This window comes from Dactylosporangium sp. NPDC006015 (assembly GCF_040614215.1).
GTDB lineage: Bacteria > Actinomycetota > Actinomycetes > Mycobacteriales > Micromonosporaceae > Dactylosporangium > Dactylosporangium maewongense.
This window is the reverse complement of record NZ_JBEXUD010000027.1, coordinates 24,576-37,167: the sequence shown is the minus strand read 5'-3', so window position 1 is coordinate 37,167 and position 12,592 is coordinate 24,576. Positions and strand designations below refer to the sequence as shown.

At 73.6% G+C, this 12,592-nt stretch carries 10 protein-coding genes; 9 read left to right on the top strand and 1 reads right to left on the bottom strand.

The features are described 5' to 3' along the window. Window positions 1-8: 8 nt before the first annotated feature. Complete coding sequence (phnD, locus tag ABZ321_RS36370; RefSeq protein WP_344514614.1) at window positions 9-941, bottom strand: phosphate/phosphite/phosphonate ABC transporter substrate-binding protein; 933 nt, start codon at window positions 939-941, stop codon at window positions 9-11. Window positions 942-1,146: 205 nt separating this feature from the next. Here phnD and ABZ321_RS36365 point away from each other — a divergent pair, with 205 nt between their 5' ends. The 9 genes from ABZ321_RS36365 (at window position 1,147) to ABZ321_RS36325 (ending at window position 12,502) form a co-directional block, all read left to right on the top strand. After that, window positions 1,147-1,866, top strand: a complete 720-nt coding sequence (locus tag ABZ321_RS36365) for a GntR family transcriptional regulator (RefSeq protein ID WP_354900157.1) — start codon at window positions 1,147-1,149, stop codon at window positions 1,864-1,866. Window positions 1,867-2,104: 238 nt separating this feature from the next. After that, window positions 2,105-2,755, top strand: a complete 651-nt coding sequence (locus ABZ321_RS36360; protein ID WP_354899923.1) for a hypothetical protein — start codon at window positions 2,105-2,107, stop codon at window positions 2,753-2,755. A gap of 67 nt (window positions 2,756-2,822) precedes the next feature. After that, entirely contained in the window at window positions 2,823-3,062 is a 240-nt protein-coding gene (locus tag ABZ321_RS36355) for a DUF6289 family protein (protein WP_344514618.1), read from the top strand. A gap of 65 nt (window positions 3,063-3,127) precedes the next feature. Further along, window positions 3,128-3,553, top strand: coding sequence for a GNAT family N-acetyltransferase (locus ABZ321_RS36350; protein ID WP_354899920.1), 426 nt, complete (start codon window positions 3,128-3,130; stop codon window positions 3,551-3,553). 91 nt (window positions 3,554-3,644) lie between these two features. Further along, entirely contained in the window at window positions 3,645-4,262 is a 618-nt protein-coding gene (locus tag ABZ321_RS36345) for a response regulator transcription factor (RefSeq protein WP_344514683.1), read from the top strand. A 47-nt stretch (window positions 4,263-4,309) separates the two neighbouring features. After that, window positions 4,310-4,885: a D-alanyl-D-alanine carboxypeptidase family protein gene (locus tag ABZ321_RS36340; RefSeq protein ID WP_354899917.1), complete on the top strand. Its 576-nt coding sequence runs from the start codon at window positions 4,310-4,312 to the stop codon at window positions 4,883-4,885. 8 nt (window positions 4,886-4,893) lie between these two features. Next, window positions 4,894-6,858 (top strand): ATP-binding protein, encoded by a 1,965-nt coding sequence (locus ABZ321_RS36335; protein WP_354899915.1) that lies wholly within the window; start codon window positions 4,894-4,896, stop codon window positions 6,856-6,858. A 193-nt stretch (window positions 6,859-7,051) separates the two neighbouring features. Beyond that, window positions 7,052-7,822: an ATP-binding protein gene (locus ABZ321_RS36330; RefSeq protein WP_344514624.1), complete on the top strand. Its 771-nt coding sequence runs from the start codon at window positions 7,052-7,054 to the stop codon at window positions 7,820-7,822. A gap of 519 nt (window positions 7,823-8,341) precedes the next feature. After that, the gene (locus ABZ321_RS36325; RefSeq protein WP_354899912.1) at window positions 8,342-12,502 is read left to right on the top strand and encodes a Pls/PosA family non-ribosomal peptide synthetase; all 4,161 of its coding nucleotides are present in this window, start codon (window positions 8,342-8,344) and stop codon (window positions 12,500-12,502) included. The last annotated feature ends 90 nt before the right edge of the window (window positions 12,503-12,592 follow it).

Below are 12,592 nucleotides of genomic sequence, written 5' to 3'. Positions count from 1 at the left end.
TCCCTGCCTCAGTTGCCGCAGGCCGCGGCCTTGGTCTGCTTGCACAGATCGCGGATGATGTCGTACTTCGCGTCGTCGACCGGCGCGAGGGCGTAGAAGGTCTTCTTGAAGGCGTCGCTGTCCGCGCCGGCGACACCGGCGGCCTGGATCTGGTCGATCGTGACGTTCTGCAGGCCCGAGACCAGCTTGGTCTTGAGGTCGGCCGGCAGCCCGTCGGCGAGGGTCATCGGCGCGCCGATGACGAACGTCTTGTTGATGACCTTCAGGCCCTTCTGGGCCTCGACGGCGACGTCCTCGGCGAAGCCGGCCTCGCACTCGGAGCCCTGGGAGACCTTGAGCGCCGACGCGTCGTGCTTGCCGGCGAAGACCGGCGTCACGTCCTTGGTCGGGTCGATGCCGGCCTTGAGCAGGTTGTAGCTGGGGTACAGGTAGCCGGAGGTCGAGGTCTGGCTGACGAAGCAGACCTTCTTGCCCTTGAAGTCCTCGATCTTGCTGATGGAGGAGCCCTCGGGGGCGATCGCCTCGGAGTAGTAGCCGGGCTCCTGGCCCTTCTTGGTGATGATGGAGGCGAACGGCGTGATCTTGGCGCCGTTGTTCTTCGCCGTCACGTACGTGAAGCCGGAGAAGCTCGCGATGTCGACCTTGCCGGAGACCGCGGCCTCGATGAGGGCGGCGTAGTCCGACGACTCCCGGTACTCGACCTTGAGCCCGGAGATCTTGGCGATGTAGTCCTCGAGCGGCTTGTAGTTCTGCTGCGTGGAGGCGGTGTCCGGCACGACGCCGAACACGAGCGTGCCGGAGTCCTTGGCGAACTTGCCGGCCGCGGCCGACGCGCCGGCGGCGGTGGAGGTGGTGTCGTCGTCGGAGGAGCACGCGGTGGTGCCGGCCAGCAGCACCGCCACGGCGGCGACGCCGAGGGCGACCCGGGTGGAGACCTTCATGTTCAACCCTTCTTGACCTGCGGGTTCAGTCGTTCGTTCGGATTCCTCATCAGCGGCGTCAACGTAGGGAGCACAGGTGAACGGGCCGCCAACGAGCCGTAGTTCGCAGCGAACGAGCCACAAAGGTTCGCACCTGTTATGGTTCCGTTATGAAGCGGGCGCGCCGTAAGGTTGCCCCGTGTCGGTCTCCCTGCACCACTCAGGCATCCCCGCGCACGGCCGGGTCCCGAAGTACTACGCCGTCAAGGCGCGGATCCTCGACGAGATCGCCGAGCTCGGCGTCGGGGCGCTGCTCCCGCCGGAGCGTGACCTCGCCGTCCGGTTCGGCGTCGCCCGGTCCACGGTCCGCCAGGCGATCTCGGAGCTGGTCATCGAGGGCCGGCTCAGCGCGCGGCAGGGGCGCGGGACGTTCGTCGCCGGGCCCAAGCTCATCCATCCGCTGTCGCTGGCCAGCTACACCGAGGCGCTGCGGGCCATGGGCCGCACACCGTCGCGCATCGTCGTCACGATCGGCGAGATCCCGGCCGACGACGAGCTGGCCGCCACCCTGGAGATCGCGCCGGCCGCACCGGTCATTCATCTGGAGCGGGTGCTGCTCGCCGACGGCGAACCGCTCGGCCTGGAGAGCACCTGCCTGCCGGTCGAGCGCTACCCGACGCTGCTCGACGTGCTCGACCCCAGCGGCTCGCTGTACCGCTGCATGCAGGACGAGCTCGGCGTCGTCTGGGCCGAGGCGACCGAGCGGATCGAGACCGCCCTGGCCAGCCCGCGCGAGGCGCTGCTGCTGCAGACCAACCCAGCACTGCCGATGCTGCTCATGCAGCGGGTCAGCCGTGACCCGACCGGCACGCCCATCGAGCGGGTCCGTTCGCTGTACCGCGGCGACCGGATCGGCTTCGAGACCCGGCTGACCGCCGAACGGTAGGCGCCGCGCAGGCCGCGCTGTCCCCCGGTCGGTGCGACGTCGGCCGCGACCGGTCCGTCCCGCGGGCCCGAACGACCGCGAGACCAGGCAGAACGCCGGTGTCCGGCGGGCGGCCGAGCCGGTTGGGTCGGACCCATGTTGCGCAGAATCCTGGCGGCCGTGGTCGCGTTCGCCGCCGACCGGCCCCGTCGACTGGCCGTCGCTGCCGCTGGAGATCGCCGGCTGGGGCGAGACCGACATGCAGCACGTCGCCCCGGCCCGCACGCCCGAGCTGCTCGCCGGCTACGGCCTGCAGACCCGCCCCGGCACGCCGTACGGCCTCCTGGTCGGCGGTGACAGCGGCGGCCCCCTCTTCGCGACGTTCGTCGGCCGCAGCGTCCAGGTCGGCCTGAACGTGCGGACGGTGGACAAGCGGGGCCGCGCCGACGACCGCAACGTCCACCTGCGCCTCGACGACGGCCCGATCCCGGCCTGGCTCTCCCTGCGCGTCCCGGGCCTGCGCGGCGGCACGGCGGTCCGGCTCGCCGCCGCCCTGGACCGCCCGGCCGCCCGCGAGGGCGAGGTCTTCTACGACCGCACCTGGGACGTCCGCGTCGCCGGCACCGCCGCCGTGTACCTGTCGGCGAGCGCGGACGGCACCGCCCCGTTCTCGGTCGACGACATCGTCGACATCACGGTCGTCACCCCGACCGGCTCGACCCGGCGCTGGCAGCGCGACTTCAGCCTGAACTGCAACACCACCGTCGACTCCCGCGCGGCCGAGAACATTCGCACGCTGTTCGAGCCGGGCGTCAACACCATGCGGGTCGTGCTGAAGGACTGGTGCGGCTACGACGTCGGCAACTCCGACCTCTGGCTGACCGGCACCGCCGGCGCCACCCCGCGCTGACGCATTGTGGTGCCGGCCGCGAGCGCCGATGATGGTCACGACATAGACCATTGTCGAAGGGATGGACATGATCCGTCGTACGATGCTCGCGCTGCTGGTCACCGGTGCCGTGATCGCCGGCGCCGCCACCCCCGCCGGGGCGATCCCGCCACCCCCGCCCGGCGGTGACCTTCTCATCGTCTTCGCCTACTACGCCGACGCCGCGAAGACCCAGGTCATCGGGCAGTCGTGGACCGGCTGCGGCCAGCCCTCCGGCAGCTGGGGCGTCACGTCGGGCATCAGGCAGGTGTTCTTCACCCCCTGCTGACGGCACGTGCGACGGCGGCGCCGGCTCTGCTGCCGGTGCCGCCGGTGCTCGCATAGACTCCGCCGGTGATCGTGCGGATGGCGGGAACGGCGGACCTGGCGGCGCTCGCGGAGCTGCGGGGGATCGGGCCGGACCAGTTCGACGAGTTCGCCGGCTGGGTGGCCACGCACGCTGAGACGCACCTGCCATTCGTCGCCGAGGCCGGCGGGGCCGTGGTCGGGTGCGCCTTCCTGTTCGTCGCGGAGCGCGTCCCCGGCAGTGGGGCGCCGCGGCGGCGGTTCGGGGACGTGCAGTCGGTGATGGTGCGCGAGGAGCACCGGAACCGGGGCGTCGGCGGTGCGCTGATGGCGGCGATCCTGGCCGAGGCCGAGGCGCGGGGGCTGCTGCACGTGACCGTCCACTCAGGACGGCGGGCGGTCGACTTCTACGCGCGCAACGGGTTCAGCCACCACCGGCAGCTGTTGCTGTGGGAAGCGGCAGCAGGGTCGTGAGGGCCTCGGCGGTGCTCCGCGACGCCGTAGCAACCACCGGAGGGTCCCGCCGTCTAGGGTGGCCGGTGTGATCGGTGTGCCTGTGCGGGTGATGGTGGTGGACGACCACCCGATGTGGCGGGACGGGGTGGCACGGGATCTGACCGACGCCGGTTACCTGGTCACCGCCGTGATCGGCGAGGGAGCCCAGGCGCTGCGGGTCGCGCGGGCGGCCCGCCCCGACGTGGTCGTGCTCGACCTGCAGCTGACCGACCTGTCCGGCGTCGAGGTGATCGGCGGGCTGCTCGAGGCGCTGCCCGAGGTGCGCGTCCTCATGCTGTCCGCCAGCGGGGAGCAGCGCGACGTGCTCGACGCGCTGAAGGCGGGCGCCACCGGCTACCTGGTGAAGTCGGCGGGACGGCAGGAGTTCCTGGAGGCGGTGCGCCGCACCGCGGAGGGCGAGGCCGTGTTCACCGCCGGGCTGGCCGGCCTGGTGCTCGGGGAGTACCGGAAACTGGCCCGGTCCACGAGCGGCGGGCCCGAGCTGACCGCGCGGGAGACCGAGGTCCTGCGGCTGGTCGCCAAGGGCCTGCCGTACAAGCTGGTGGCGGAGGACCTGGGGCTGTCGGTCCGCACGGTGCAGAACCATGTGCAGAACACGCTGGGGAAGCTGCAGCTGCACAACCGCAGCGCGCTGGTGCGCTACGCACTCGAGCACGGGCTCGACTGAGTACTTCTACTCATGCCCGGCCGCCGCCGGTGCGGAATGTTCTGTGCATGGCCCTGAACCGATCGATGGTGGTCGCCCAACGGCACGGCGTCGTCCGGCGCCGTGACCCGCTGTACCGCGCGGTCACCCGCCTGCTGGCCGTCTCGCTGACGCCGGTCGCCGCGCTGGTCACGCCGGGGCGGGCGCGGCACACCGCCTGCCAGTGGGCGCTGACCCTGCGCTTCCCGGCCGAGGACCTGGCCGGTCTCACCCCTGCGACGCGGGCGGCGTTCGAGGCGGCACGCACGCGGGCGCTGTGGCGGCACGGCGAGCTGCTCGGACTGACCTCCGGCCACCGGGACGCGGACGCCCAGGCCGCGCTGTACGCCGCGCAGGTCGAGCGCTGCGGCTCGGAGGAGCTGGCCCGGCGGTGGACGCTGCCGCCGGACGAGTCGCGGCACGTCGCGGGTCTGGCCCTCGACGTGCGGCCGTCGGAGGGTGCGCGCTGGCTCGAGGTGTACGGCGCGCGGTACGGTCTGTACCGGATGTATGACAACGAATGGTGGCATTTCGAGTACCACCCGGAAGGCCGCCCGGCCCGCCTGGCACACCCGGCCGTCGCGCACGCGGCCCATCGGTCATGATCATCGACATGCATGAACGGACGTTGCGGTGGTGGATCGCGCTGGCGGGTCTGGGCGGCGGTCTGCTGGTCGCGGTGGTGCAGTCCTCGCACGGGGGAGGATTCTCGCCGCGGCTCGGCGTGCAGGGGCCCGACGCGTACTACGGGCCCGACCCGTACACGCCGCTGATCCCCACCGCGGCGACCGTGCTGGCACTGTGCCTGCTGCGGTGGTGGCCCTACCTGCTGACGGTCGGCGGGCTGCTGTGCGTGCCGATCGCGTGGCCGGACCTGGTCCCCTATCCGGACACGATGATCTTCTACCACCTGTCCAGCGCGGCGTTCCCGCTTCTCGCCATCGGGGCGCTGGGCGCCGCGCAGCGGTTGCTGTGCACCGGCGCGCCGGGTCTGGGCGCCGCCGTGGCCGGCCTCGTCATCGGGTTCGGCCTCTTCGGCCAGGCCCTGCCGGGCACCATCTACCAGTTCATGGACCCGGCGCTGCCCATCTGGCGCGGGTTGCTGGTCGTGGCCGGCCTCGCCGCCGTCGCCCCGGCGACCTGGTGGTGGCGGCGCGGCGATCCGGCGGCGGTCGGACTGCCGGACGAGAAGGCCTGGAGCTGGAAGCGGCTGCGGCCGATCGTCACCGGCGGGCTGGTGGCGCTCGTGGCACTGCCGTTCGCCATGCTCTCCACCGAGCGGCTCGCGGACCTGCTGGGCGTCAGCTGGCGGACGCTCGCCAACTCCCCGAACGCCAGGACCGCCATTCTCGGCGGGATGACCCTCGCGGCGGCGGTGGTCCTGGCCACGCTGGCCGGGGTGTGGTCGCTGGCCGGGGCGCTGACCGCGGCGACGGCGCAGATCGCGGTCTCCGCGCCCCTGGCGATCGCGCTGCTCGCGACCAGGGACGCGGGCCCCGCCCGCTGGTCCGCCGCGCTGCTGGGGGTGGCGATCGGCGTGGCCGCCGCGGCGACCAGGTGGCGGGTCGCGGCCACGGTCGCGCTCACGGTGGGCGCGGCGACGTGCCTGTTCATCGCGTTCTCGGGCACGAGCGGCGACCCGCAGAAGCTCGCCGGGCAGTACGGTGCGACGCCGGCGCTGCTGATGATCGTGCTGGTCACCGGGGCCGCGACCGCGGTCGCCGGGGCGACCGCGCCGGTGCTCGCCCCGCGCGGCACGCTCCCCGCGGTCCTCGGCCCGATCGCCGGCGTGCTCGTCGTCGCCGGCGTCAAGACCGCCCCGGTGATCGACCTGGGTGGCGCGGCGCCGCGGTCGATCGGCACGACGCTCCGCCTCGACACCGCCGGCATCCTGCTGCTGGTGTCGGCCGCGGCGATCGGCGGGCTGGGCATCGCGCACCATCTCTCCGAGCGCTGGGCGGAGCGCAAGCAGGCCGAGCTGATCCGGCAGGAGGCGGCCGCCGCGGAACGGGACCGGCTGGCCCGGCCGATCCACGACGGCGTGCTGCAGGTCCTCGCCATGGTCCAGCGCGAGGGCTCGGAGCTCGGCGGCGCCGGCGCCCAACTGGCGGCGCTGGCCGGCGAGCAGGAGGTGGCCCTTCGGAACCTGCTCAGCGGCAACCCGTCGCCACCCGGCACGGGCACCAAGGCCGACCTGCGGGCCAGGCTCACCGGGCTGTCCTCGCCCACCGTCGACGTCGCCGCCCCGGTCGACCCGGTCATGCTGCCGGCCGCCCCGGCGGCCGAGCTGTTCGCGGCGGTCCAGGCGGCGCTGGACAACGTCCGGCAGCACGCCGGGCCGGGCGCGCGGGCCTGGATCCTTCTGGAGGACGAGGACGACGGCGTGCGCGTGACGGTCCGCGACGACGGTGCCGGCTTCGAGCCGCACCGGCTGCGGGACGCGGCCCTGGCCGGCCGCCTGGGGGTGGAGCAGTCGATCCGCGGCCGGATCCACGACCTCGGCGGCACCGCGACCGTCAAGAGCCGCCCGGGCATCGGCACCGAGGTCGAGCTGTGGGTCCCGTTCCCCGCGCGGTGACCAAAAGTGACCGGAGGCATATTGTCGGAAAACAACGGATTTGCAGTGATCCGATGAGGCCGCGGTACCGGTCAAATCCAACGGGATTGGCCGTTTCGCTGCCGCAGCGCAATTCTTATTGGATGATGGCCACACTCCGGGTCCGAGGGCGCGGATTCCGATCCAGCGGGATGGATAGAGAAGTGGAGCGGCGGTGATCGGGTCAAGGGTGGGTCTGCGCAGCGACATCGAGCAGGGCACAGTCGAGGTCACCGTCGCCGGGCCGTGCGACGGGCGGGTCAAGACCGACCTCGCCACCGCGGTGCGCAAGGGCCTGGCGGAGCATCCGAGGGCGCTGCTGCTGAACCTGACGGCGGTCGAGCAGCCCAACCCCGCGCTCGTCGGCGCGGTCCTCCTGGCCGAGCGGCACAGCGGCTCCATCCAGCCGCCGGTCCCGCTGGTGCTCGTGGCGTCGGACGCCACCTGGCGCAAGCTGGTCAGCGCCGGGCTCATGACACGGATCCCGATCTACACCACCATGGCCGCGGCGCAGGACGCGCTCAGCCACAGGACGCCACCGTTCGGCCGGGTCAGGCTCGACCTGCAGCCGGAGGCCATGGCGCCCTCGACGGCGCGGTCGTTCATCGGTGACACGGTCCTGGCCTGGGACCTGCGCGCGCTGCTGCACCCGGCCCGGGCGATCATCTCGGAACTCGTGACCAACGCCGTGCAGCACGCGCGGACGCCGTTCACCGTGACCGCCTCCCGCCGCTGGGACCTGCTGCATCTCGCGGTCGAGGACGGCGATCCGGCGCTGCCCCGCATGATCAGGCCGGTGCAGCGCGAGGACGTGCCGCTGGACGTCCGGGGCATCGGGCTCGGGATCGTCGCGCGGTCGGCGCGCGCCTGGGGGGCGACGCGGACCGCGGCGGGCAAGGTGATCTGGGCGACCCTGGCGACGGTGCCGACGCAGCGCCGGACCTGAGCACGGGTCGGTAGCCCGCTCGGCGGATGCGCGGCGCCGAGGGGCGATGCGCGTCCCGCACACAGACCAGCACGACTCCGGCGACCGGCCGGCCGACCCGCCCGCACGTGAAGGTCGTGGCGCCGGCGGGCCGGATCACGCCGCCCGACTCCGTCCGAAGTGGATCGGCGCCGCGCTGGTGCTGCTCACCGCCACGGACCCGCCGCACCTGGTGAAGGCGTCCGGGATCGACCCCGGCACGCCGGCTTCCCCGCACCGCGAACCCGGGCCGCGTGCCCCGGTGAGGCGGAGTGTGACGCGCGCAGAGCGCCTCGGCCCACCGTCGCGGCCGCTGAGGGTGGGGGCGCCGCGCCGTGGGTGGTCTCGTGGTGAGAACTGACCGACGCCGCTCCCGCGACCTGAACCGGGGCGGCAATCTGGGGATGCGGTGCCCACCCAGGTGCCGCTGCCTCCGTTGGACCGCACCCGGTCACGCTGTGGCACGGCACGCCCGGGTCCGCCCCCGGCGCGCCCCCGTTCATGACTGTCGCTGAGACCCGCGGCCGGCCCCACGCCGGCCGCGGTGCCCCGCTGCGCCTTGGCGGCAGCCGCGCCGCCGGCCCGCACCTGTGCCGCGGCGGCATCAGCAGAGATAGGGCTGAAATTTTGATCCAGGCAACCACCAGGACGACCGCGCCGCCGTCCCGGCAGCACGAGCTCACGGCGCGACGCCTGCACCACGTGTTCGAGACCGCGTGCGACCGCACCCCCACCGCCGTCGCGCTGGAATGCGACGGGATCCGCCTCACCTACCAGGACCTCGACGAGCGCGCCAACCGGCTCGCGCACCGGCTGCGCGGCCTCGGCATCCGCGGCGGCGCCCGGACGGCGATCCTGCTGCAGCGCTCCGTCGCGACGTACGTGGCGCTGCTCGCCGTCGGCAAGGCCGGCGGGGCGTTCGTGCCGATCGACCCGGAGTCGCCCGCCGACCGGGTCGCCTACATCGCCGAGGACTCGGCGATCGCGCTGCTGCTGACGTCGGCGGAGCTCGCCGACCGCGCCGAGGGGCTGCCCTGCCCGGTGCTGCGCGTCGACAGCACCGGCGGCCCCGAGGAGACCGCGGAGACCGGCGGGGACGGCGCCGCCGAGGCACCCGCACTCCGACCGGAGCCGGACGCCGCCGGCGACCCCGTCGCTTACATCATCTACACCTCGGGCTCCAGCGGCCGCCCGAAGGGCGTGGAGGTGGCCCAGTCCAGCATCTGCAACTTCCTCGACGTCGTGCCGGGGGTGTACGACGTGCGCCCCGGCGACCGGGTCTACCAGGGCATGACGATCGCCTTCGACTTCTCGATCGAGGAGATCTGGCCCACGTGGTCCGTCGGCGCCACCCTCATCGCCGGGCCGACCGACTCGCGGCGCTTCGGCGCCGAGCTCGCCGACTTCCTCGACTCGTCCGGCATCACCGTCCTGTACTGCGTGCCGACCCTGCTGGCGACGATCCCCCGGGAGCTGCCCCGCATCCGCAGCGTCCTCGTCGGCGGGGAGGCCTGCCCCGGCCAGCTCGTCGAGCGGTGGAGCCGGCCGGGCCGGCGCATCCTCAACACCTACGGGCCGACCGAGGCGACCGTCACCGCGACCTGGTGCGAGCTGCTGCCCGGGCGGATCGTCACCATCGGCCGGCCGCTGCCCACCTACAGCGTCGTGCTGCTGGACGAGCAGCGCCGGCCGGTCCGCGACGGCGAGGTCGGCGAGATCTGCATCGGCGGGCCCGGCGTCGCCCGCGGCTACGTCGGCCGGCCCGAGCTGACCGCCGACCGGTTCGTCGAGCACCCCCTCGCACCGCCCGGATCGCGCCTGTACCGCACCGGCGACCTCGGCCGGCTCACCGCCGACGGCGAGGTCGAGTACCTCGGCCGCGCCGACGCCGAGGTCAAGATCCGCGGCCACCGGGTCGACCTCGGCGAGATCGAGAATGTGCTGCTGGAGGACGCCGACGTGAGCGAGGCGGTCGCGGCGCTCGTCCCGGTCGGCACCGGTGACGACGCGCCCCGGGAGCTCGCCGCCTACATCGTCTGCCCGGAGCCCGACGACTCGCTGGTGCCCCGCCTGTTCGAGCAGCTGCAGGAGCGCCTGCCCGGGTACATGGTGCCGGCGTACCTCGACGTGGTCGAGGCGCTGCCCGCCATGCCGAGCGGCAAGGTCGACCGGAAACGGTTGCCGGCCCCGGTCCACCGGCGCCCCGCCCGCGGCACCGTCGTCGCCGCCGACACCGACCTCGAGGAGCAGGTCCGCGCGGTGTGGGCCGAGGCGTTCGGGCTGGAACCGCAGGCCCTGTCGGTCGAGGCGCACTTCTTCGACGACCTGGGCGGGCACTCGCTGCTCGCCGCGCGGGTCGTGTCGCTGCTGCGCACGCGCGGCATCGGCGCGAGCCCCGCCGTGCGCGACCTGTACAGCAACCCGACGGTGCGCGGCCTGGCCGGCCGGCTCGCCGCGCCCGCGACCGGGCTGGCCGCGCCGCGCCGCCCGGCGCCGCTGCGCCACGGCAGCCGCCGCATCGCGGCCGCCGGCGCCGGCCAGGCGCTCGTCATCTACCTGCTGGTGCTGCTCATCACGCTGCCGGTGTCCTATGTGTACACCTGGAACAACGGCCGCGTGTCCGTCGAGGTCCTCGCCCAGCTGATGATGGCGATCCTGGTGAGCTACCTCGGCGTGCGCTGGATCGTGCCGGTCCTGCTCGCCCGGCCGGTCGCCGCCGGCATCCGCCCCGGCCGGTACCGACTATGGGGCCCGACCTACGTGCGGCTGTGGATGCTCGACCTGCTGCTGGCGCTCGGTCCGATGACCGTGCTCAGCGGCTCGCCGCTGATGGCGGTGTACCTGCGGCTGCTCGGCGCCCGCGTCGGCGCCCGGACCACGATCGCGACCAGCTCGATCGGCGTCCCCACCATGATCGAGATCGAGTCCGACGCCACCGTCGGCTACGGCGTGTCGATGCGGCCGTGGCGGGTCGAGCACGGCTGGGTCGTCGTCGAGCCGATCACGGTCGCGCGGCACGCGTTCGTGGGCGCCAACGCCGTGCTCGAGCCGGGGGCGTCGGTGCGGTCCGGCGCCGGGCTCGGCGAGCAGTCCGTGCTCGAGCAGGGCGAGACCGTGCCGCCCGGCGCGCGGTGGGCGGGCTCCCCGGCGGCGCCCGTCGACGCGCTGGGCTCGACGGTGGAGGTCATGCTGTCGGCCAAGGGCCGCCACCAGAACTGGCACCCGAAGCACCTGCTCGCCGCCGGCCTCGGCGCCGTCGGCCTCGAGCTGAGCGCCATCGCGACCGTCGTACCCAGCGTGGTCCTCGTCTGGTGGGCGCTGCTGCAGTGGGGGCTGCTCGCCGGTCTCGTCGCCACCGTCCCGGCCGGGCCGCTCTACGTGCTGACCACCTGCGCGGTCATCGCGGGCGGCAAACGCCTTGTGCTGCGGCACGCCCCGGCCGGCATCCACCCGGCCCGCTCGGGCCTCGGCGTCCGCAAGTGGATCGCCGACAAGCTGCTGGAGTTCAGCCTGCTGTTCACCAACTCGCTGTACTCCACGCTGTACACGGTGCCGTGGCTGCGGCTGCTCGGCGCCCGCGTCGGGCGGGGCGCCGAGGTGTCCACCGCCGCGCACCTCGACCCGGACCTGCTCACCCTCGACCCGGACAGCTTCGTGGCCGACATGGCCAGCGTCGGCGCCGCCACGTTCGCCAACGGGCGGATGGCGCTGCTGCCGACCAGGGTCGGGCACCGGGCGTTCGTCGGCAACGCGGCGTTCGTGCCGGCCGGCACCACCCTCGGCGCCGGCAGCCTCGTCGGCGTGCAGACCCTGCCGCCGGACGAGGACGTCCCCGACGGCACCTCGTGGCTCGGCTCGCCCGCGATGCACCTGCCGCGGCGGCAGAGCAGCGGCACGTTCTCCGAGCAGGAGACGTTCCGCCCGCCGCGGCAGGTGGTGGCGCACCGCCTCGCCGTCGAGTTCGCCCGCGCGACCGTGCCGGCCTCGCTGCTGGGCATGAGCGTCTACCTGTACCTGTGGGTGCTGTCGGCGCTGGCCCGCGGCCGTGACCTGCCGGTGCCGGCGCTGGTCTCCCCGCTGGTCGTCATGGCCGCGGGCGCCGCCGTGATCGGGTGCTGCGCGGCCACGAAACGCAGCATCATCGGCGCCTACCGGCCCAGGGTCGAGCCGCTGTGGAGCACGTTCGTGCGGCGCACCGAGTTCGTCACCGGGTTGTACGAGGCCGCGGCGATCCCGGCCGGGCTCGGCATGCTCGTCGGCACCCCGTTCCTGCCGCCGGTGCTGCGCTGGTTCGGCGCCCGCATCGGCCGGCGCACCTGGATCGGCACCACGTACCTGACCGAGTTCGACCTGGTCGAGATCGGCGACGACGCCGCGGTCGGCGCCGAGGTGTCGCTGCAGACCCACCTGTTCGAGGACCGGGTGATGAAGATGTCCGTCGTCACCGTCGGCGCCGGCGCCAGCATCGGCACCCGGGCGATCGTGCTGTACGACGCCGTCGTCGGCGACGAGGTGTCGCTCGGCTCGCTGTCGCTGCTGATGAAGGGCGAACACCTCACGCCCGGCAGCCGATGGCGTGGCATCCCCGCACAGGGCGCCGGCACCCTTCCGGAGCTCGCCGCCCTTCCGGCGCCCGCCACCCTTCCGGCGATCGCCGCCTGAACCGTCCGCCGTCCGGCCCGCACCGGCGCCCGCCGTCCGCGTGCCTGCCGGTCGCGTGCGCACCTTCCGTTCGCAAGATCCCGTCACATC